The 23200-nt window shown below is 36.3% G+C and carries 19 protein-coding genes; 7 read left to right on the plus strand and 12 right to left on the minus strand.

Features of this window, described 5'->3' with window-relative positions:
* Window positions 1–777: 777 nt before the first annotated feature.
* The 5 genes from M0R38_05575 to M0R38_05595 all read right to left on the minus strand — a co-directional run bounded on the left by M0R38_05575 (window position 778) and on the right by M0R38_05595 (window position 7913).
* Window positions 778–3213 (minus strand): heavy metal translocating P-type ATPase metal-binding domain-containing protein, encoded by a 2436-nt coding sequence (locus M0R38_05575; protein MCK9481216.1) that lies wholly within the window; start codon window positions 3211–3213, stop codon window positions 778–780.
* Window positions 3200–3715 (minus strand): hypothetical protein, encoded by a 516-nt coding sequence (locus tag M0R38_05580; protein MCK9481217.1) that lies wholly within the window; start codon window positions 3713–3715, stop codon window positions 3200–3202. The genes M0R38_05575 and M0R38_05580 overlap by 14 nt, the downstream gene beginning before the upstream one ends.
* Window positions 3716–3908: 193 nt before the next feature.
* On the minus strand, window positions 3909–4619 hold the full coding sequence (locus M0R38_05585; GenBank protein ID MCK9481218.1) for a Crp/Fnr family transcriptional regulator: 711 nt from the start codon (window positions 4617–4619) through the stop codon (window positions 3909–3911).
* A gap of 95 nt (window positions 4620–4714) precedes the next feature.
* A complete protein-coding gene (locus M0R38_05590; GenBank protein MCK9481219.1) occupies window positions 4715–5470 on the minus strand; it encodes a glycosyltransferase in 756 nt (251 codons plus the stop codon).
* 10 nt (window positions 5471–5480) lie between these two features.
* Window positions 5481–7913 (minus strand): YfhO family protein, encoded by a 2433-nt coding sequence (locus M0R38_05595; protein MCK9481220.1) that lies wholly within the window; start codon window positions 7911–7913, stop codon window positions 5481–5483.
* Between the two features lie 167 nt (window positions 7914–8080).
* Between M0R38_05595 and M0R38_05600 the strand changes: the two genes are divergently transcribed.
* The gene (locus tag M0R38_05600; GenBank protein MCK9481221.1) at window positions 8081–8446 is read left to right on the plus strand and encodes a CoA-binding protein; all 366 of its coding nucleotides are present in this window, start codon (window positions 8081–8083) and stop codon (window positions 8444–8446) included.
* Window positions 8447–8460: 14 nt separating this feature from the next.
* Here M0R38_05600 and M0R38_05605 read toward each other — a convergent pair whose 3' ends face one another.
* From M0R38_05605 to M0R38_05630, 6 genes are all read right to left on the minus strand, one after another.
* Complete coding sequence (locus M0R38_05605) at window positions 8461–9570, minus strand: hypothetical protein (GenBank protein ID MCK9481222.1); 1110 nt, start codon at window positions 9568–9570, stop codon at window positions 8461–8463.
* Between the two features lie 221 nt (window positions 9571–9791).
* A complete protein-coding gene (locus M0R38_05610) occupies window positions 9792–10544 on the minus strand; it encodes a superoxide dismutase (GenBank protein MCK9481223.1) in 753 nt (250 codons plus the stop codon).
* Between the two features lie 120 nt (window positions 10545–10664).
* Window positions 10665–11630, minus strand: a complete 966-nt coding sequence (locus M0R38_05615) for an NAD-dependent epimerase/dehydratase family protein (GenBank protein MCK9481224.1) — start codon at window positions 11628–11630, stop codon at window positions 10665–10667.
* Between the two features lie 109 nt (window positions 11631–11739).
* Entirely contained in the window at window positions 11740–12729 is a 990-nt protein-coding gene (locus M0R38_05620; GenBank protein MCK9481225.1) for a DUF6427 family protein, read from the minus strand.
* Window positions 12726–14213 (minus strand): hypothetical protein, encoded by a 1488-nt coding sequence (locus M0R38_05625; GenBank protein ID MCK9481226.1) that lies wholly within the window; start codon window positions 14211–14213, stop codon window positions 12726–12728. The genes M0R38_05620 and M0R38_05625 overlap by 4 nt, the downstream gene beginning before the upstream one ends.
* Window positions 14214–14243: 30 nt before the next feature.
* Entirely contained in the window at window positions 14244–16181 is a 1938-nt protein-coding gene (locus tag M0R38_05630) for a T9SS type A sorting domain-containing protein (GenBank protein MCK9481227.1), read from the minus strand.
* Window positions 16182–16305: 124 nt separating this feature from the next.
* On the opposite strand from M0R38_05630, the gene hflX reads away from it, so the two are divergent.
* Both hflX and M0R38_05640 read left to right on the plus strand, forming a co-directional pair.
* Window positions 16306–17490: a GTPase HflX gene (gene hflX, locus M0R38_05635; GenBank protein ID MCK9481228.1), complete on the plus strand. Its 1185-nt coding sequence runs from the start codon at window positions 16306–16308 to the stop codon at window positions 17488–17490.
* A gap of 205 nt (window positions 17491–17695) precedes the next feature.
* Complete coding sequence (locus tag M0R38_05640) at window positions 17696–18859, plus strand: hypothetical protein (GenBank protein ID MCK9481229.1); 1164 nt, start codon at window positions 17696–17698, stop codon at window positions 18857–18859.
* Window positions 18860–18928: 69 nt separating this feature from the next.
* Here M0R38_05640 and M0R38_05645 read toward each other — a convergent pair whose 3' ends face one another.
* Entirely contained in the window at window positions 18929–19150 is a 222-nt protein-coding gene (locus tag M0R38_05645) for a DUF2795 domain-containing protein (GenBank protein ID MCK9481230.1), read from the minus strand.
* A 163-nt stretch (window positions 19151–19313) separates the two neighbouring features.
* Here M0R38_05645 and M0R38_05650 point away from each other — a divergent pair, with 163 nt between their 5' ends.
* From M0R38_05650 to M0R38_05665, 4 genes are all read left to right on the plus strand, one after another.
* Window positions 19314–19628, plus strand: coding sequence for a cell division protein ZapA (locus M0R38_05650; protein MCK9481231.1), 315 nt, complete (start codon window positions 19314–19316; stop codon window positions 19626–19628).
* A 69-nt stretch (window positions 19629–19697) separates the two neighbouring features.
* Complete coding sequence (gene rny / locus M0R38_05655; protein ID MCK9481232.1) at window positions 19698–21239, plus strand: ribonuclease Y; 1542 nt, start codon at window positions 19698–19700, stop codon at window positions 21237–21239.
* Between the two features lie 19 nt (window positions 21240–21258).
* Complete coding sequence (gene gcvT / locus M0R38_05660; GenBank protein ID MCK9481233.1) at window positions 21259–22353, plus strand: glycine cleavage system aminomethyltransferase GcvT; 1095 nt, start codon at window positions 21259–21261, stop codon at window positions 22351–22353.
* 195 nt (window positions 22354–22548) lie between these two features.
* A complete protein-coding gene (locus M0R38_05665; protein MCK9481234.1) occupies window positions 22549–23196 on the plus strand; it encodes a DUF47 family protein in 648 nt (215 codons plus the stop codon).
* The last annotated feature ends 4 nt before the right edge of the window (window positions 23197–23200 follow it).

Consider the following 23200-nt stretch of genomic DNA (forward strand, 5'->3'; position numbering starts at 1 on the left):
AAATGTTATAAACTATTTTATCTCTTGCTTTCTCGTCAAGCTTATCAAGAAACTCTTTTGCCTCTTCCAAAAACTCAACTCGAAATTTGTAATCTGTCATCCGTTTTAAATTATAAGCAAATTTACATGTTTCTTATTTAGGAAACAAATTTTTTCGTTAAATCTTAATTGTGTTCTTCAATTTCGGGGTTCGATGTTTTGGGAAACGGTTGAAAATGCTGACGCACAACTCATAAATATGCGCAATAATACAATGTTTATTTCAAATATCAACATACTAAGCAAACGGGAATATTCTCTTGATAAACAGGCAATCAGATTAAAACCAATATTACGCATTTTGCATATTATCTTTTCAAAAAGATTGCGTAAGTTTGTATTTTGCGCTGATGCACACCGGGCATCCTGCGTGATAGAAAATTGATTTTGTCATTTTAAATTAATTTAAGTTGTTTTTTGGCATTTTTGCTGGTGTGAACATAGTAAGGAATCCTAACTAAGCAAATTATTTTTTTAAGAAATCTTAATAGAAATTTTTTAAACAGTAGGTAATCTGCAATATATGATTGTCGAATGTGATGAGGAAATTGGCTCTTTGGCAACACTTGGGGAATATATCGTCCTAAAAAAAGTTTACAGGTTAATACTTAGATCCAAAAATAAATTTAAAAATCAAATTTAGTCCTAGAATGACTTTACTTTTCTTGTCCATTTCTAAACGTTTTGGTATAAACCTATTGTAGGACAAGGAAGTATTTAAAGGACAGTCAGAAGCCATTATTTTTTGAATAAACGTACTGCCCAATAATTGCTGGTTAAAAATGTTATTAGCACGATGGTTAAGGTACTTGAAGGCATTAATATCGCACAAACAAGAGGCGATAAAAGTCCTTGTACGGCAAAGTAAATCCCGATAAGATTATAGGTTACAGAGAATGTAAAACATGAGCGAATAATGAACTTATTCTTTTGAGCAAGCGCAATCAATTTGTCAAAATGAGCCAATTGTTTTGCAGATAGGATGGCATCTGCAGCGGGACTGAAATTGTTAATGTTTTCTGCTAAACTGATTCCTACATCACTCTGTTTGAGAGCGACTGCATCATTTAACCCATCGCCAATCATGGCAACAATATTTCCGTTGCGCTGAGCATTTTTTATAAAATTTAATTTGTCATCGGGCTTTTGTTCAAAACGGATATCAGCATTTGTTCCGAAAAGTTGTTCAAAAGTGGCTTTTTGATTGGGTTTGTCTCCTGAAATAAGCGCGAATTTGACTTTGTTTTTGAGGTTCTGAAGCATTTCGGTCATGCCTTTTCTCAAACCCTGTTTAAGCAAAAAATAGCCTCTGTATTGTTTATCAATAAACAGATAGAGCACCGTGCCGGTGTTGTCTTGCGGGAGTGGTTCTGCAAAGTAGGGCATGGTGCCGATTTTTAAAAAGTGACCTTCAACCAAACCTTCTGCGCCCAAGCCGGCAACCTCGTTAAATTGATGTACTTCATGCAGGGGCGTGTCTCCCAATAAATTTCTAATGGGATATTTAATTGATTGCAAACTTGGCTTTGTCAGACTGTTTACCAAGATTTTCTCCAAGTCGCTTAATTCTTTGCCTATGAATGTAGCGGTGATATTGTCATTGGAAGTTAGAGTGCCGGTTTTGTCAAACACCAAGTAATCTATTTTGGCAAGTTTTTCAATGACATAAGCATTCCTCAGATAGAGTCCGTGTTTTCCCAATAATCGTATCAGGTAGCCATTTGTGAATGTATAAGTCAGCAACAGGCCACAAGGACAAGCGATAATCAAAACGGCTGTAACGGCAGTCCAAATCAGCGAAGTGTCATTAAAATACCAGTACACCGCAGCCGCCAGTGCAACGGCAAGCACGACCCATGTAAAATTACGCCCTAACTTATGTACAAAACTGTTTTTGTTTTCGTCAATTTCTTTGGAATCGGCACCTGCATTTTTATTCCATAAACCGGTAAGATAGCTTTGGGCAACGGGTTTTGAAGTTACAACTTCAATAGCACCCCCCAATTGTCTTCCTCCGGCATAAACCAGTTCTCCAATTTCTTTTGCAACAGGTATGGATTCACCGGTTACAAAACTATAATCAATTTCAGCCCGTCCTTTAGACACTATGCCGTCTGCCGGCAACAATTCGTTGCTGTGTACCAATAGAACATCTCCGGTTTGAATTTCAGGTAAGGGCTTGGGGGTTTCTTTGCCCTCTTTGAGCACTGTGGCAGAAATAGGAAAATAATCCGTGTAATCTCTGTTAAATGATAGTTGTCCGTATGTTTTGTCTTGGATTGCTCTGCCAATCAGCATAAAAAATACTATACCCGTCATGGAATCAAAATAGCCGGACGTGTGATATACAAACACATCTACAATGCTCCTCACAAAAGTTACCAAAATTGCTAACGCAACCGGAATATCAATGTTGAGGTGCTTGTGTTTTATCCCTTTCCATGCTGAATTAAAATAGATTTGAGCACTATAGAAAAATACAGGGATGGCTAATGCGAAACTCAAATACCTGAAGATTATTGCCAGATAAGCCTCTTGCTGTAAATCATTTGAGAAATATTCAGGCACACTCAACAGCATGATATTGCCAAATGCGAAGCCTGCAATGCCTAATCTGTATATGAGTGATTTGTCAATAGGATTTTTTTTCTTTTCTAATTGTTGCAAGCTGATATGTGGCTCATAGCCAATATCTTCAAGCGTTTCCACAACTTTTCTGAGATTCGTTTCTTGCTCGTTGAAAACAATTGAAACCTCTTTTTTCAAGAATTGCACATCTGTTCTGATAATGCCTTTGTGCAGTAAATGTAAGTTTTCCAATAAATAAAGACAAGAGCTGCAATGGATAACAGGGATATAAAACGTAATGTAAGATTTTCCTTCATTGCTGAATTCAATCAAGGATTGTTGCACCTTTTCATCTTCTAAAAAAGCAAACTTGTTCTTTCTAGCTGTGTTTCTGCGGTTGATTCCTGATTGCTCATTCAGAGTATAGTAGTTACAGAGTCCTGCATCGTTCAGTAACTGAAAAACAGTCATACATCCGTAACAACAGAAGTATTTTTCTTCAATATGTAAGGACTTATCCGGACAAACTTCTCCGCAATGATAGCAGTGTAGAGTGTCGCTTGAGGTATGGATTTCCTTGTCAATTCTGACTTTATGCAAACTCATTATCAGACAATTTGTTCTTAATCGCTTGTACGATTCTTTCGCGTACAATATTCGTCCAATCTGCCATTAAAAATTCTAATTGAACAAGATCATTCATCACAATTTGTTCAATGGAAGTTAATTCAGAACCGGTATTAAATCCATGCATATTTTGTTTGATTCTCAATAACAAGGTGAGAATGAGATTTTGATAATGATATAATTTGTCAACTGCCGGCTCGGGTAAGGTGAAATCTTTTTCTAAAATTTTCTTTTTTAAGAAAGGGAGAAATACAAAGGACTCTAAACGCATTAATTTTTCACATTCATTTTTCATTTGTATAAATAGAATGCTCAGTGTGTGTTCATTATCAGCATTTGCAAAAAGATCTTCATTTTCTAAAAAAGCGTTGTTGATTGAATTCATTTTGTTGGCTATGTCCACATGCAATCTTTCTGAGACAAAGTCGCAGGTCTCGATAATTGAAAAGGAAATAAAGTTAATAGCAGGATAGCTTTTCATTTCAAAATGAGTTTCGGCAAACTTAGACTGAAGGCTAATGAATTAAAATGATAAAAGTCAGTTTAGGCAAATCATTTGTGTTTGTTAATCTGATATGATAAGTAAAAGAAAGTAAGCATGTTACAAGATTGAATTAACTTGAAAAGCGTATGCTCATCCGCTTACTAAGAAAAAAATGATGAAATAGAATCGCTTAATAAGCAACGTTGGCAGTTTTAACCAACCTGTCTTTATCCACCACTTTAATTTTCTTTCCCACCATGTCAATCATGCCGTCTTTTTTGAATTCTGAGAGAAGTCTGATAGTAGATTCGGTGGCTGTTCCTACGATATTGGCAATTTCTTCCCTTGACAGTTGAACATTAATTGTAGAGCCGTCTTCTTCCGAGCCATAGGTTTCTCTGAGGAATAACAGAGCTTCTGCAAGTCGTTCACGCACGGGCTTTTGTGCCAATTGAACAATTTTGTTTTCCGCGTTGTGCAACTCAGAACTTAACAAACTCAAGAGAGAGAGTGAGAGGTCAGGATCTTTTTTTAAGACATTAAAAAATGTTTCTTTAGGGATAAAACAAACGATGCTGTCTTCTAAAGTGATAGCGGAAGCAGTGTATCTATTTCCACCAAGTAATGCTTTGTATCCAATAATATCCCCGCTTTTGGCAAGTCTTACAATAGTTTCTTTGCCTTCATCACCAATTTGAGAAAGCTTAATTTTCCCTTCGCTGATACAGAATAATCCGTGTGGATGAGCACCTTCATAGAATAAGTATTGCCCCTTTTTATACATAGAGGTAACTTTGCCATCACTGATTTCACTGATATTGTCCCCGCTGGAGTTACAAAATACGGAGTGACTGCGGTGTCCGCAAATGGTGCAATTTTTTGATTTTAATTTCTCATCCATTGTTTCAAAGGTAAATTAAAATTCGTTTTTATGTACGCAAATATAGGTGTTCAAATTGTATTCGTAAGCGATTTAGTTTATTTTCTCAGTATGTGCTATAAAACTGCTCTGAATACGATTGTAATATGAGCCTTCAATGTTTTCAATAGCCCAAAGTGTTTTTTCATGATACGAAATCTTTCTTTCCAGCTTGCCCATTTCTTTTTAGAGGATAAACCACCCAGTTCAAATCCAGAATGTACCAACCAAGAGTTTTTTGTTTTAATATCTTGTTCCAAAATAGTACATAACCAATCATAATCCGCAGCTATTTTCCAAGTTAAATCAAATTCAGGGCAATACGATTTTTTTACAATTACCGATTGATGATTTACAATCATACCTCCTAACATGGATTGTAAGGTTAAATGCTGAGGCAGTTTGCGAGTAGTGTGTTCACTTCGTGTTCCAATATTGCTCCCATCTGGAAGGGTGAGCATGGTTTCTCCAAAAATTAAATCAGCATTTGCAAAATAGGGATTCAGTAGTTGAACAATATTGTCAGCAAAAACAACATCACCGGCATTTAAAAACCAGAGGAAAGTGCCTTTAGCAGCTTTCAGCCCTTTGTTCATGGCATCATATAACCCGCGGTCTTTTTCTGATACCCAATAATCATTTGCGGAAGTATGTTGTTTTATAAATTCTACAGAACCGTCATTGGATTTTCCGTCAATTACGACCCATTGAATCTGATTGCGAGCTGTTTGTGTATTGATAGAATTTGCAGTCTTTTTAAGACCTTCTAAGTTATTCCATGTAACGGTAATGATACTTAACAATACTTCTTTATTGTCTTCTTGAGCGTCCACCGGCAGAGTTTTATGCTTTTTCGTTTGATGCTTTATATCCTTTTATGATTCCCCAAATTACCCATCCGAATGTCATTAGCAATACAAAGATTGAGGAGTAACGGGTTTCAGCAAAAAACACTTTTGCCGGTTTATAGGTGTAAACCATTTCCAAATTTCCTTTGCCGGGCGGAAGTACCGCACCTCTTAATGTGTAATTTACTTTGTAAATTGGAGTCTCCTTGCCGTTCACAAACAGTTTCCAATGGTTGTAATAAACCTCAGAGAAAACAACAAAACGTTGAAACTCACTATTGTAGCTATATCGCAAGGTGTCAGGATGATAAGAATACAAGCTGATTGACTCTTCGGGGTCTTCAATGGCAATATCTTCCGAAACCTGTAATGTTTGGTTGTTGATATTGATAACCACTTGTTTTGCAGGGTCAATATTTTTCAGACTATCCATCTCTTCTCTGTCAGACATGGTTGTAACAATATCATTCACAAACCAGGCATTGCCCAATGCAGTTTCGCGTTTTTGATACATACGTTGGTTGTTTTCCCTGTTTGCACCCATAATGTATTTGCAGTTCAGCATGTCTAATGCTCTTTCTCTTGTAACTTCAGGTACGATATATTCAGAAATGAGATCTTGGTATCTGCTCAATTTGGCTGCATGATATCCTCCGACTAATTTGTGGAAAGCGGCAGCATCATTGGTGTTAAAGGGGTCTCTTGACATATCCATTACACGGTAGTAAGGGTCTGCATCTTTCATAATATCCAAATCTACTTGGTCGGGTTGTGGTTTTTCAAAACCGGATGTAGGGTATTTAAAATCTGCCCATGTGAGATAACGCATATCTACACCCACAAGGTCTATCACCATCAGTGAACCTATGAGTAATATTGAAGTTTGTTTTTTTAGTTTTTCAGTTGCGTAGAACCAAATGACCGCCAATGCTGCAATTATGAAAAAAAGACTACGTAAGCTGTCTGTTAAAACGTAATGAGACCGTGTTTCTTGAATAGATTTAATTAAACCGTAGTTGTCTCCGAAATACTTGTCATCATTTACACCTGTAGTGCCCACCATGGAAGAACCAAATAACATTAGAAAAACAAGCAGCCCGCCTACAACATAAAAAACAGGTAAAACCGTCTTTTTCAAAAACTCTTTATTTATTTTTTGATTGAACAATTCTTTGAGAGCCAATATTGCCAATGAAATAACGGAAACTTGTGCAATTGACAATGCCATCATAGGTGTTCTGAACTTGTTATAAAAAGGCAAATAGTCAAACAAAAAGTTGTTTAACATGGGTAAATTCTTTCCCCAAGACATCATGAAAGACAACAGTGTTATGACAATTAGCACCCACTTAATATCTGATTTGACTAATCTGAATGACAATACAAACAAGAAAATAATAATAGCTCCAAAGTAAACCGGACCTGAGGTGCTGGGCATGGCTCCGTGATAGAGAGGCCATTTCTGTTCAAGAACTTGCGGGCTATTAAAAGTTTTATAAATAGGAGATTTTTCTGTAACCGTTTCTTGGCTGCTGCCACCATATAAACGAGGAACTAATACAGTAAAAGTTTCGCCAATTCCATAACTCCAGCTAAAAGCGTAATCTCTTTCCAAGCCATCATGCTTCTCACCGGCATTGTGTTCACTTAGGGCAGAACCTCCACGCATGGTATTCTTTGAATATTCTTGTGTGGTAACAAGTCTTTGCAAGTTGGACACAACCCCTAATCCACCTCCTATGACAGGCAACAAAGCCAACAATAGAGCAGCTTTAAAGTTTTTGTTCAGTATGTGTTTTACAAAGTAATAAATCCCAAAACAAAACAGGATAATCAAAGTGTAATAAGTGATTTGATAGTGGAAATAATAAGTCTGTAATGCAAAATTGTAAGTAAAAACAACAAAGCCGGCAATAAATTTTTCTTTTGCAATCAGATATAATCCACCCACCACCGCGGGCATCAATGCCATGACGTACACTTTATTAACGTGTGCCGCTTCTATACTTGAAAAAGTAAATGTCATAAACCCATAAGCTAAAGCACCGAACAGAGCCAGCAGCGGATCTACCCTCAAGCATAAAAGAAAGATATAAAACCCTATAAAACACAACAAGAGATTTTGAAATGGAAAAGCTGTATTTTCTGCAAAAGAGATATAAGACATTGTTTGATAAAAATTGGGTGCCGGACCCAGATAAATTAAGTCAGCCGGCATGCCGCTAAAGATTTGATTTGTCCAACCGAGTGCCTCACCTTCTTTTTCATAATACTGTACAGCCTCTGTGGTGGTTAACTTAGATTGCCTAACGTCTTCCATGTTATTTGTTTTGCCATTAAAAGAGGGCAGAAAATAGATATAAGAGATTGCCAGAAAAACACCGATTGCGATAAAGTGTATCTTATATTTCTCAAAAAATGCTTTCATATTCAGGTTTTTTAAGGGTTCAAATATAAGAGAAGAATAGGTTACCCAAATGAGACTTTCTTTTTTCCGGTTTTTGCAAATAGAACTACTTTACTTTTTAATCATCATCTTGTGTAATCATCAAATTAAAGTTCGATTCTGTTTGTTAAATCACTAACTTTGTTCTTATGAAGAATAAAAAGACTTTGGTATTAGGCGCAAGCGAAAAGGTTGAGCGATATGCAAATAAGGCAGTTAGATTATTGCAGGAATATAGACATGATGTTGTTGCAGTGGGTAACAAAGAAGGGGAAATAAATGGGATAAAAATTTCAAAAGAGTTTCCCTCAAATCAGGATATTCATACAGTAACACTTTATCTTTCCGAACAAAATCAAGTCCCTTATTATGACAAGATAATACAACTGAAACCCCAACAGGTAATATTTAATCCCGGAACAGAAAATCCTGACTTTGAAAAGAAGTTAAATGAAAGCGGAATTGAAACAGAAGAAGCTTGTACGCTAGTTCTGTTGCGAACCAACGCTTTTTAATACAATACCCTTCATTACTGATTACTGTAAAAGACATTGGTAGAGTAACAAGTGTCATCAATTTTGATTCCTTCCCAATCCCCTTTTGCGGGCGTAGAAGCACCGGTATCGCCATTCGTGTCTCCACCCCTGCTGTCATCTTTATAGGAAGTAAAGGAAGCAGAAGCATCCGCAGCGAACTGATTGTTGTTTTGCGCTGTAATCATGCTGTTTTTTGTAAATTTCACAGTAACTTTATGTCCAACAACCAACACATCAGAACCACTTAATGCAAGTGTATCATCAATGACATAAGGCGCATTGAGCGAACTCAATCCGACTGTTTTGCCGTTGAGAGGTTCAACTAACAAGAATATGCCATTATATTGATTTGTTTCAGTGGCTTTGTCCGGATTGTTGAACTGGTTGCTTGTGTTTAAGCTATATTGTGTACTGATAAAAATTGGTTTTGTGTTGTCAAAAAAGTAATTGTCTCTCAAGACACTCACATTATCATCTTTCATTGCAGCACCGCTGAAAGCAGCATTGGAATTGATGGTTCCATTTTTAGCACTTGTATGAGCAAAGGTACAGTGGTCAAACGTAAAATCATGTAAATCCCCCACTCCCGGATTGATATAAATCACGCCATTTCCGTCTCCTCCTCCGTATAAGAATTTACAATAAATGAAAGAAGATCCGTGTTGCGCACCGCGCATAGTGATACGCCCCCAATCGCCTTTTGCCGGTTTGGATGCTTTGTTGTCGCCATTGTTGTCTCCACAGTATGAGTCGTCCTTGAACGAAGTGAAGATGATTGGTTTTGTTTTGGTTCCTTCAGCCGTTACTTTGGCATAAATCTCCATTCCACATTTGTTATTTTCAAATTTGATAATAGTACCGGGTTCTATATCTAAGGTGGCATTTATGTCTATCCAACTTCTAATTACATATACCTTGCCTTCTTTCCATAAGGTGGGTGAATTGATGTCTCTGAAAATTTCTATTGTATCGCAACCGATATTTTTTGAAGAAGGTTTTGTGTTTGTATCTTCTTTCTTGTCTTTTTTACAAGCGAAAAGCATGAAACCTAATGTAGCAACCAAGATTCCTAATAGTAATTTGGTATTGATAAATGTTTTCATAAGTTTTGTTAATAAAGCAGTTAAATACTTTGAGTGTGCGAATGTAAATGAAAATTCAATTATTCGATTTTACACAAAAAATATATCCGGATTGCAATATTGAGGACTTTTGTAAAATAGTTTATCGATAAAACAATAAGTAAGTAGTTATAAATCAAACATATTGGAGCATAAATATAATTCAATTTGTGCTCGTTGCTATTGAGAGAAAAACAGAATTCTTACAAGAATCTTTCTTCTACTTTTTGCCAATCAAGCACTTGCCACCAATTCTTTATGTAATCCGGTCTGCGATTTTGGTAATGCAAGTAATAGGCATGTTCCCAAACATCAATACCAATCAAAGGATATCCTTTGTATTCGGATACATCCATCAATGGGTTGTCTTGATTTGGTGTAGAGCAAACTTCAAGTTTACCATTGTTTGAAATTAGCCATGCCCAACCGGAGCCAAAACGTGTTTTCGCTTTTTCCTCAAAGGTAGCCATAAATTTTTCAAAACTTCCAAAATCCTTGTCAATGGCTATTGCTAATTTACCACTGGGACGTGTTTGTGGATTTGGCGACATAATACTCCAAAAGAGTTCATGGTTATAGTGCCCGCCTCCGTTGTTTCTCATTTTTGTAGAGTATTTAGATATGTTTCTTAAAATTTCTTCCAATCCTACGTTGCCGGCAACTTTTTCATCCTTAATCGCTTCTTGTAGGTTTTTTGAATATCCGGCAGCATGCTTTGTATAATGGATTTCCATGGTTTGAGCATCTATATATGGCTCAAGTGCATTATATGAATATGGCAAAGGAGTTTGTCCAAATTCGTTTTGCAGAGAATTAATTTCTAATAAGGTGTCATCTGCACTTACTTCCAATGCAGCAGAACCAATCAAAGTGCCGGCTAAGCCTAATCCTACTATTGCTTTGCCTCCGTTTGTAATAAATTCTCTACGTGTGATTCCTTGTTTTAATTGTTTCATAATTTCTAAATAACTTTTTGAAAGGTCAAAAGTAATCAATCATGATTAACAAGTACATATTAATCCATAAGGATAGGTATTTTTTACACTATTTACTGTAAAACAAGGACTTGGTACGAGCTAAATAGTTTTAACACCATATTGTGTTGCAAGGTTTCGTAGCATATCTTCTGACATGCTGTTCAAATCAAAATCCGGATTCCATCCCCAATCTGTTCTTGCTCTTGAGTCATCAATAATTCTGGGCCAAGAATCAGCAATGGCTTGGCGTTGGTCAGGTTTGTATGAAGTTGTGAAATCAGGGATAAATTTTTGTATCGCAGCAGTAATTTCTTCTGGTGAGAAGCTCATGCCGGCAAGATTATAGCTGGAACGGATATGAATCTTGTCAGCGGGGGCATCCATTAAGCCGAGCGTTGCTTTTAGAGCATCGGGCATATAGAGCATAGGAAGGGTTGTTTTTTCACTTAAAAAACACTCATGATGCTTGGTTTGCAATGCATCGTGATAAATACTAACAGCATAGTCAGTAGTGCCTCCACCCGGAGCAGATTTATAGCCTATTAGTCCAGGATATCGCAAGCTTCTTACATCCAATCCATATCTTCTAAAATAATATTCGCAGTAACGCTCGCCCGCGAGTTTGCTGATTCCATAAACAGTGGTAGGATCCATCACGCAGTATTGAGGTGTATTGTCTCGCGGGGTGTTTGGACCAAAGACAGCAATCGAAGAGGGCCAGTATATTTTAGCTGTTTTGTACTCTAAAGCAGCGTCAAAAACATTAAATAATCCATCCATATTCAGCTCCCAACCAAGTTTGGGTTTCTGTTCAGCAGTTGCACTTAATAAAGCTGCGAGATGATAAACCTGTGTTGGTTTATGTTTTGCGAAAACATTCGCAAGCGCATTTTTATCTAATACATTTAATAATTCAAAAGGTCCCGATTCAAACACCGGGCTGTCGGATTGTCGTATATCGGAGGCTATGACATTGCTGTCTCCATAAATTTTTCTAAGCTCTTCGGTCAATTCTGTTCCTAATTGTCCGCACGCTCCTATTAATAATATTTTTTCTGTGCTCATTGAGTGGGCGAATTTACTTTGTTGTCTTAAATTTTGAAAGGTGTATGTTGTCTTTTTCAATACTTTGTTTTTCAATTTTTGGCTTCATGTTTTTCATTCAGTTTCAAAGCTAAATGAGTCCTATCCATAAAAACTTGAATTGGAAAACAAATACAATAACTAAGAGAAGTATATGCATAAGTTTTCTGTACCATTTGAGTTGATTGTCAACAGTATAATAATGCGCGAGTATAATGCTCAATGGTAACGCACATAACAGACTCTCTTGTAATGGATTTTCGTTTCCTGTAAATGTCAGTAACAAAGCAATGGCAAGATAGAAATAAATTAAGATGATGATTCGTCTGGTTTTAATTGTGTTACGCCAGTAATTGCTTACTATCCTGATAGACGCTAATACCGCTATTAATGTAATGTATGGAAAGGGGGAGTATAATATTTGAAAAAGTATATTCTTGGTGTCAAAAGAAGGAAAGTTCAAATATTCCGGGAAAAACACATCGTTTAATAAATAGTTGAGCACAAATGCAATAAAGATAGGTAAAGCAAAACCAAGTAAAGCTGCCATGATTTCTTTAAACTTAATTGCCCTAAAAAACATGATTCCTATCAACATAAAAACCAACATTACAATGAATGACAAGTTTAACAGAACACAAAATCCCGTTAAAATCCCAGTCAAAAAGATATTATCAAAAGGATAAGGCACTTTGTAGAGTTCGAACAATTTTTGCATGGAAATAATCATCAAAAATGTAACAAGGATGGGAGAACCTAACAGATAATATTCCGGATAAATTGAAGCTATCAAGCAAAAGAAATATGCGCCTAAGAAATTTCTTCTAAACAAGATTTCATGTTGAACCATCATATTGTTGAGGAAAAGAGCAGATAAATAAACAATGCCGGTGCTCAGCAAGAAAGCCACATATTGATTTTGATTTAAAATTGAAAAGATGAAATCTGTATAATTTTGTGCCGTTGGCTGCCATGCTATATCACCCAAATAACCAATCAGAAAGAACACTCTCACACAGATTAAAAAGCCTAAGAGTGCCAAGGGGTTGATTGCCTTTATGTCTGAAAAAAACTTAATCAAGGATTTTGATATGTTATTTTAATGAGAGAATATTCGCGTTCTTTCAGCACCGGCACTACCAATCGATTGTAGCCTATTTGTCTGCCTTCTGTCGGCACAATAAAGGTGTATAGCTCCTCTGCCGGCAACAAGATTTCACTTGTAATATCGCCTTCTTTGGTAATTTTATATTCCAATACATCTCTGGATTTGCTCATCCGATCATTGTAAATGATTGATATATAGTCTGGCATTACGCCTATTAATATTGAACTGAAATATCCGTAATCATCTTGAGAACTCTGTTTCTTATGAATCACTTTGTTCCAACAAATTGAGCCTGCCGTGTCAATACACATAATGATGATTTCATCATAGTTGTAGAGTTTTCGCGAAATAGAAATAGGAGCTCCATTGATCCAGATTTGCTCATAATAAGTGTCGGGAAAATATCGCTCAGCAATCACAATGCTTTTGTTGTCAGTAGTTCTGACGACTTTCTTTATGTAGAAATTATTTAACAAATTTCCTCTTTCCAAGTTCTTTTGTCCAACTACATCACTGACAAAATCTATGGGAATATCCGTAAATGAATTATAGGTGATAGCACCTTTTTCGATATCTATTCCAATTTGAAAAACTCCTTTTTGAAATTGGTTGTGTTCGTAACCAAAGAAACCGGTCAAGAAAACCATTTTCAATGTGTCGTCTTGCACAAAATCAGCTTCTCTCACACGATAGCTTGTTTCTGTGATTGGAATATGGACAAGGGCTGATTGATTTAGATTGCAATACACCAATTCAGTTACCAATTTACCGCTTCCGGCTTTGCTGTCATTGATGTGATGGTTTAAGACAAAATAAAAATTATGGGAATTGTCAATAAATATAGAACCGATATCTTCCTCATTAAAATCAAAGGCAAGGGTGAACTTTTTTGATTCAATTAAGTCTAATGCTGCATTATATACCTTATAAAAAATTTCCTTGCCATTACCGCCTTGTTTGTCAATAAAACCCAAAACTCCCATAAAATTGTTGTCAGCTGACCCTTTTAATTTGAAAAAATAATCTTGAGAGCGCGAGACAACGTCCAAAGTCAATAAGGGCAATGTTTTAGAAAATTCATTAAGGTTTTCATCAATCAAATAGCCTGTTACCGATTGTGCTCCCGACTTTCGTTGGGTTGGAAGCATGGCAAAGAAAACATCATTCTCAAAAATATGTAAGCGTGCTAATCTTTGCCCGCGAATACGGATACTTTTTTTGTTTTTGAAGAATAAGTTGTGGTTATATTGTTCTATGGCAAAACTTGTAATTTCTTGTTTTCGGCTTGAATGACTCAGCATGTAAATGCCTGAAGTGTTTTCTCCTATAGTTTTAAAATAATAGTTGTTTGAATTTGAACGGGGATCTTCTCCCCATGTAACTTCTTGCGCCTTGATAGCACAAGGAAGTACAAAGGAGGCATAGAGCAAAACGATATGAAACAAGCCCTTTTTCATTTTATCGTTAATCTGTGCACAAAGGTTATGCTATTTTGTGATTACAACTAATTTTTCAAAACCTATCGCTTTGTCATTTACAAAATATCTTACAATATAGTTCCCGATAGCATAGTCAGTGGTTGAAAACGTAAATCTGTATTCCCCCGGAAATAATACGTCTTTGAATAGTTCTTTTATCATTTTGCCATTCATATCAAAAATCTTAACACTGTATTCACCCGCATCTGTAGCCACAAAATTAAAGGTAACACTTTGTGCCGGTTCAACTGTGGGATTAGGAAAGAGTTTTGTTTCACCAAATGTAGGCTCTTTGGCATCTTGGCTCACAATTTTTGCATTCCAGTTTTTCCAATGCCGAGGGACTGCAGAATTGGGTGTATATGCTCCGTAAGAGCCCATAATCCATATTTCGGGACGTTCTGCATTGTGTTTCTTGCTTATGCCCGAATAATCACCCCAGCGTGTTTGATTGTTTTGAGAGTATATATTTACAAAACTTTCACCTGTTTTCACTTCAACCGGTGCACTAAACTGCATCTCTTTGTTACATGTCAAAACTCCAATGTCAGGATATTTGACAGCACTCGAAGAGGTAAATATGATTAAGGCTGTGGGATTTGTCTTATCGTTTGAAAAGGGTGCTATTGCAGCAAATGAAAAATCGGTCCCATTTTCTTTATAATGTCCGGTTTGAACCAACTTTGTTTTGGTATCAATGCGAGCATAATAAATACAGGAAAAGCTCTCGCCTGCCGGTCTTGCATTCCAAACGCAATGAATGATACCTTCCTGAATATAAGCATTTTTCATTCTTGAATCTCCCGAAATGAGTCTAATAGGTGAAGCTCCTGAACCACCTGAATACTGAGAACTTAGATTTTCTTGAATAAAAAATGGAACATTGACTGCGCTTACTTCTAACGAAGGATTCTTATCTAAAGGGGCGGTAATTCGATAGACGAAGATATCAGTTCCACTATATGAGTTGGTATTCACAAACCACATATCTTCTGCTTCATCTTGAGCAAAGCCACTGTAAGCAGGCACCATAGTAAAGGGCAAGTCGCCTTTGCTGTTTTCTAATTTACCACTCGAACGAGTTGCTCCTCCCCAAACTTTAGTTCCAATATTGTTTGTACCGGCATAACCTCCTTGTTTGTCAATTTGGAATATGACTATATTGCTGTAGTTGCGATCATTTGTGAATAAATTGCCCGTGATGAATAATTCATTTTTGTTGATACCTATATTAGGGTAGTCAAACCACAAATCATTGCCAAACGGATTCCCACTTAACTTATAAAAATGCCAACCGTCCAAATCAGGACGATTTGATTTGGAGAAACATACCAGTACTTTAGAGGTTGTGGATGTAGAGCCATGCAAAACCACCAATATGAAACGGTCATTATCAGGGTCGTAAAACACACGCGGATCATAAATAATACCCGTTAAACTGTTGTCGCCAAAATATGTCCTGTTCATCACCCTGTACAATAAATTATTTCCCAGAGTGTCTGAGATTAATATGTTGGTATTAATAACACTGACTATGATTCCATTGTTCGAAATGGCTATATGATTATCCATGGGTGTGGAACCCGAAAAAGGATTGGATTCGTAGCCAAACGCGACTTTTAAACTATCCACAAGCGTGTTTTGCCTTCTGTTGTTTCTCTGCGCAATGGCTTGTGATATACTGTCTTTTTTTGCAATATGTTCCCAGTCAGGACCGGTTTTAGAAATGCTTGGATTTACTCTTCTAACAGATACATGTTGAGGGTCAAACGGATAAATACCTGCGGTTCCTACTTTCTCTGTCAATAGATTCGTAGCGCCTGCATCCAACTTTTTGAATGGTTGTAAGGTGCTAATGGTATCTTGTGCAAATAGTAAAGAGCGAAAAGTCAGAAATATCAGTAGAAGTGCTAAACCTTGTAATTTTGTAAAAGCAGAAATTCTCATATCTATCGGGGCAGCAAATTTAATAGGAAACTAACGGAGTTGAGTGTAGTTCTACCAACAAGTAACAATAATTCGTTAAACCAATTTTATTTTTACGACTTTTGCAATTCGAAAATTCAATCTGTTGAAGTCAAAAACCTTTTCTACTGCTGTTGTTCAAGAGAAAGCAATCCTTGTGGGCGTATCCTATAAAGTCCCGATTGGTGTTGGCGAAAAAGTGAAATACAGCGATAACTACTTAGATGAGCTTGAATCATTGGTGTTAACAGCAGGTGCAGCCACCGTTGGACGTGTGATGCAAAGATTGGAATATCCAGACCCCAGAACTTTTATAGGTAAAGGTAAACTGGAAGAATTAATCAACCTAAAGGAAATCCACCAGCCTGACATGATTGTCTTTGATGAAGAACTGTCTCCGTCTCAAATTCGTAATCTTGGAGAGGAACTTAAAGATGTAAAAATCATTGACCGAAGCGCGTTAATACTTGATATTTTTGCTAAAAATGCTAAAACTGCACAAGCAAAAATGCAGGTTGATTTAGCCCAATGTAAATATCTCCTTCCTCGACTCACAAGAATGTGGACTCACTTACAAAAACAAAAAGGTGGAGTGGGAATGAGAGGTCCCGGAGAGAAAGAGATTGAAACTGACAGAAGGGTAATTAGGGATAACATTACCCGTCTTACTGACAAATTAAAGGAAATTGAAAAGCAAGGTATTGTCCAAAGGAAGAATAGAGGCGCTATGAAACGATTTGCATTGGTGGGATATACTAATGCGGGCAAATCTACCATTATGAATTTGTTGGCCGGAGAAAAACTTCTTGCAGAGGACAAGCTTTTTGCAACGCTTGATGCAACGGTGCGCAAAGTCTATCTGCCTAATCCGGATGAAACTAAACAGGGTGTTACTTTCTTGTTATCAGATACAGTTGGTTTTATTCGCAAACTGCCCACGCTATTGATTGAGAGTTTCAAATCTACCTTGGCAGAGGCGATTGAGGCAGATGTATTGATTCATGTTGCTGATTTTTCACACCCTCAACTGGAAGAGCACATCCAAATTGTTAAAAATACGCTCCATGAAATTGGCATGGGAAACAAGCCCGTTATTTTAGTATTTAACAAAGTTGATAAATACCTTGAGGATTATGAACTTTCAAGAGACAAAAATTTTGACCCGCCCATGGACTTAGATAAACTAAAGAAGGCGTGGATTGCAAAAGAAAACACCCCCGTAGTGCTAATTTCGGCTACCCAAAAAGAAAATATTGACGAGCTGAAAAATAGAATCTTCGCTTATTTATAGTCTCTATTTCACAACCAAATATTGGCTTGTATAGTTTTCTAAACAACCAAGACAAATTTAATATTCAGATAATCAACAAGTTACAAACCTGTGATTGTTTTTGTCCTTGTGTTGTATATAATGTTGGCAAAACCATTGACATTACAACACTTTTCGAGTGTAAATATCTCTCTATTTTCGCTTCCTGAAAAATTTTATTTCAGACTTGCAAACGGAAGCATTCATTCATCAAGAGTTCAACAAACAATTTGCCTATCTAAAACAATTGTATGAGAACTTGCCCCTTTCTGAAAAAGAAAAATCAAAATGGGTTGAACTCCGTAGAGGCAAGAAAATCCTTTCTCTGATTGCATTGCATAACCCAGGTTTAAGAGATAGTCTTCAACAATATACCATTAATACTAACCGTGAAGAAACAATCCCTGTTAGTAGGGAAAGCCAGACTTTTGAAACATTATTGGGTAATCTGAATAATTTCATTAACCAAAATAAGCACTCTGATTTTGTAGAGTTTCTGAATTTGGGCAAGAGAAGCAGTGTCGCAACGACCCTGAATTTGTTTAGCATAGCAAATGAAGAACAGTGTAATACTCAACTTGGAACTGATGATGTAACTTTTATCCAAGAAATAGAGAATAAAACAAAGGAACCAATAGCAATTGCAGACAAAACATGGTTATCCTTTCTTGTATTTAAACAATTGATTGCAAACAAAACGGGTATTAATAAATATGGATGTTTATTTGCAGAATTCATTCTAAAGAATGAAGAGAAAAATTTGCTCAATTTCCCTTTATTAGTATGGGAATCATTTAATAAGGTAAAGTCAAGCAAAGAGAAGTCTTTTGCAGGTAAAAGGTTTGGAAGCATTAGTTTTAATGACATCACCCAAGATATTTTTTTGGAAACTGCTGTAAGATTGATAGAGGGCAATATTCACAATCTTCTCAATTATTTTAGAACAAAAATCAAGATTGAAAGTCAAGATGTTGAATCCAAGATTAGGATTAATTTTATGATTGATAGGGCGTTTCAATTACCTGAAAAAATCTATCAGAATGGATTCTCCAAAACTCATCATTTACTCAAAACCCTCTGTATGAATGGTGGATTAAGAAAAGAAGACGTGAAATCAGAAGGAGGGTTGTTGTTGGCAGAGCTGTTGGAATCCGAATCTTTTTTAGTTCAAACACAAAATACAAAAATGGAATGGGTTGTCAATGTTAGTTATGGAGCAAAACCATGCAGGTTCAGTCAGTTCAATAATATTGACATAATGATACAGAAAGGGCAGGAGCGGGATGTTGAATTTTCCGATAAAGAAGGACTAAATCTAACCGAATTGGCGTTTGAAAGCAGTCGGCTTTAGGCAGGCAATTGTTGCAAACAATATATGTTAATTGAAAAGTAGAATCTGCGAGAAGATACCGTTTAAGAATTATAGTTCATCTTCATTAAAGAAGTAGTCATCTTGGGTGGGGTAATCACTCCAAATTTCTTCAATACTCTCATAAGGCTCGCCATCATCTTCAAGCTCTTGAAGATTTTCTACCACTTCCATAGGTGCCCCTGAACGGATAGCATAATCAATCAATTCATCTTTTGTAGCAGGCCAAGGCGCATCATCTAAATATGAAACTAATTCTAATGTCCAATACATATTTTTATCCTCGTTTTTGGTTTCGCAAAAGTAAGAAAGTAATTCATAAAAAAAAGTTCGTTTTTTTTATCAGATTAACTAGCTACCTCTACTGCTTTTTATTTACATAGAGAATTGTTTTTTTATTACTTTTGCGGACTAAAGAAAAATAGCCAAGAAACAAATGGCGAATAACTTAGGAAACATTAAAATTAAAGTTCAAATTGCCGGTCGTGCCTATCCTCTTACTGTTGATAGCGCGGACGAAGAAATTGTACGCCTGGCAGCAAAACAGATATCAGAAAAAGTAAATAAGTATTCAAAAGAACTTGCTTTTAAAGATGTGCAAGATTCAATTGCAGTAGTAGCTTTGGATTTTGCAATTTTATATTTGAAACAAAATCATTTAACAAAAATCGAAGGTGATATTACTAATGAAATCAAACAAATGATTGAAAAAGTCGCCTCGGAAGTTTCCTTGCTGGAACGTGAATTCTGATTTTTTCTCCTGTTGTTATTCCATTTCGAAAGCTACTTTTCATAACTAAAATTAATTTAAGAAAAGAAAATGGAAGTATTATTTATTGTGGTAGGTGTAGTCGTTGGGTTGGTAGGAGGCTACATCGTTGCACAAAATGTGTTAAAAAAAGCCACACAAAAAGAGTCTGAAAGGATTATTGAAGATGCCAAGAACAAAGGTGAATCAATCAAACAGCAAAGAATTTTAGAGGCAAAAGAAAAGTTTATGCAGCTAAAGTCGGAACACGACAAAGAAATTTCAAGAAGAAACAATGAAATTGCTCAAAATGAAAATCGCCTCAGACAAAAAGAACAATCACTTGACTCAAAAATTGGAAACAACAAACGTAAAGAAGAAGAGTTAGAACGTTCTAAAGCTGAAATGGCAGAACAGATTGAAGCGCTGAAAGTTAAAAATCAAGAAATTGATAAATTAAGAAAAACCCAATTAAATCAACTGGAAACAATTGCCGGATTGAGCATTGAAGAAGCAAAAGCCCAAATGATTGAGGCAGTAAAAGCAGAAGCGCATACCGATGCAATTGTTCAAAGTAGAATCATTGTTGAAGAGGCAAAACTTACTGCTACTAAAGAGGCAAAGAGAATAGTATTGCAGACCATTCAGCGAACCGCTGCTGAACAAGCCATTGAAAACACTATAACTGTTTTTAACCTTGAAAATGACGAGGTAAAAGGTAGAATCATTGGAAGAGAGGGAAGAAATATTCGTGCTTTAGAAGCGGCTACAGGTATTGAAATCATTGTTGATGATACACCGGAAGCAGTAATATTATCAGGTTTTGACCCTATTCGCAGAGAAATTGCCAGATTGGCTTTACATCGCTTGGTTGCAGATGGACGCATGCACCCTGCCAGAATCGAAGAAGTGGTTGAAAAAACACGCAAAGACATTGAGCAGGAAGTGATTGAAATAGGTCAGCGAACTGTAGTAGATTTGGGAATTAGTGGCTTGCATCCTGAACTTGTGCGTATGGTCGGAAGAATGAGATACCGCTCATCTTATGGTCAAAACTTGCTCAAGCACTCCCGCGAAGTAGCTAACTTGTGTGCAACAATGGCTGCCGAAATGGGCTTAAATGTAAAACTTGCAAAAAGAGCAGGACTGCTTCACGATATTGGTAAAGTGCCGGAGGATGATGCAGAGACTCCACACGCGCTTTTAGGAATGAAATTGGCAGAAAAGTTTGGCGAACATCCTGATGTATGTAATGCAATTGGAGCGCACCACGATGAAATTGAAATGACTTGTATGATTGCACCTGTTATTCAGGCGTGTGATGCTATTTCGGGCTCAAGACCGGGTGCCAGAAGAGAAGATACAGAATCTTATATCAAACGTTTGAAAGACCTCGAAAATCTTGCGGTTAGCTTTGATGGTGTTGAAAAAGCATTTGCAATTCAAGCAGGTAGAGAACTGCGCGTAATGGTAGAAAGCGAAAAAGTGAGCGATGCACGAGCAGACGAGCTTTCATTTGAGATAAGTCAAAAAATCATGAAAGAAATGATTTATCCCGGACAAATTAAAATTACAGTTATCAGGGAAAGACGTGCCGTTAATTATGCTAAATAACAATCAATCAAATTAAGATATGACAGAAACAAATGCTCTAAAATCTGTAGCGCTCAACGATGTACACATTGCATTAGGAGCCAAAATGGTCCCATTTGCTGGATATTCAATGCCGCTTCAGTACAGTAATTTAATTCAAGAACACAATGCTGTTCGTAATAGTGTTGGTGTATTCGATGTAAGCCACATGGGAGAATTCATTGTACATGGAGATAATGCTATTAACTTGCTTCAATGGGTTACTTCCAATGATGTTTCTATGTTAGAAGACGGGAAAATCCAATATAGTTGCTTGCCAAATGAACAAGGCGGTATCGTAGATGACTTATTGGTTTATAGAATTAATGCAAAAGTTTTCCTTTTGGTTGTCAATGCTTCTAATATGGAGAAAGACTGGAACTGGATAAAAAGTCATAATAAATTTGGTGCTGAGATGGAAGACATTTCAGATAAAACAAGTTTGTTGGCTATTCAAGGGCCTAATGCTCTCAAAGTAATCCAGAAGTTGACCGAAGTTAATTTATCAGAAATTCCTTATTATAATTTTGTTTATGGAACCGTAGCCGGTATTGAGAATGTTTTGATAAGCTGCACAGGTTATACAGGTGCGGGTGGTTTTGAGCTGTATGTGCAGAACCAAGATGTAAAGAAACTTTGGGATGCTGTCTTTGAAGCAGGGAAAGAGTTTAATATTTTACCTTGTGGTTTAGGTTCAAGAGATACCTTAAGATTGGAAAAAGGGTTCTGCTTGTATGGAAATGATATTAACGATACTACATCGCCAATTGAAGCCGGATTAGGATGGATTACTAAATTCTCTAAAGACTTTATTAATAAAGCATATCATGAAAAGATTAAAACCGAAGGTGTAAGCAAAAAACTTGTGGGTTTTGAGATGATTGACAAAGGCATTCCGCGCCATGATTATCCTGTTAAAAATGTTGCTGGAGAAGTGATTGGAAAGGTTACATCAGGAACCCAATCTCCAAGCCTTAACAAAGCAATAGGGTTGGGTTATGTAAATAAAGAATATACAGGTGTTGATACTGAAATTTACATTGATATCAGAGACAGACTGTTGAAAGCTAAAGTGGTTAAAATCCCTTTTCTATAAGCATCCAATATTTTTGTATTTCTTTTAACATGCTCGAATAATTAGTTCGAGCATGTTTATTTATGGGAAGTTGGTTGTAAAATAAGAACTTAAAAGTAGTTGACCGAAGTTTAGTTCTTTTGGATTAGGACAAAAAACTTTCCCTATTTTATTACTTTTATCTATGTACCTTTGCTCCATTCATTAAAATGATTTATGGGATTTTCGCTGAATAATATTTTTCAATTCTTAGTTCCTAAAGACAAAAAGTTTTTCCCTTTATTCGAGCAAGCAACTGCAAAACTTGTTACCCTTACTTCCAATCTCAATGATGCTGTTAATGCACCCTTAGAAGAACGCGAGATGCATTTCGAACAGATTGTGGAGTTAGATGCAGAGATTGAAAAAATTACACACAAGACATTGTTAGAACTGAGTAAAAACTTTCTTACTCCTTTTGATAGAGAAGACATTCACTCTTTAATAACTTCTATAGATGGAGTAACAGATTTTATGCATGATTCTGCCAGCAGAATGAAAATGTATCAAATAGAAAAAATCACAAAACCGATCAAAAAGTTGACTGAAATTAATCTTGAAGCTACACAGTTAATAGCTGAATGTGTGCATGATTTGAAAGGACACAGGTTTGAAAGGGTAGCAGTCAATTGCAAAAAAATCAACAAATTAGAATCAAAGGCAGATGTTATTTTTGACAAAGCAATTGCAAAGTTGTTTGAAAATGAAACAGATGCAAAAAAAATCATTCAATATAAAGAGGTATTATCTGCCTTAGAATCCGCAACTGATAAATGCAAAAGCGTTTCAAATGTGATGGAAGCAATCAGTGTCAAATATTCATAATTCG

Source organism: Bacteroidia bacterium (assembly GCA_023228875.1).
GTDB lineage: Bacteria > Bacteroidota > Bacteroidia > NS11-12g > UBA955 > JALOAG01.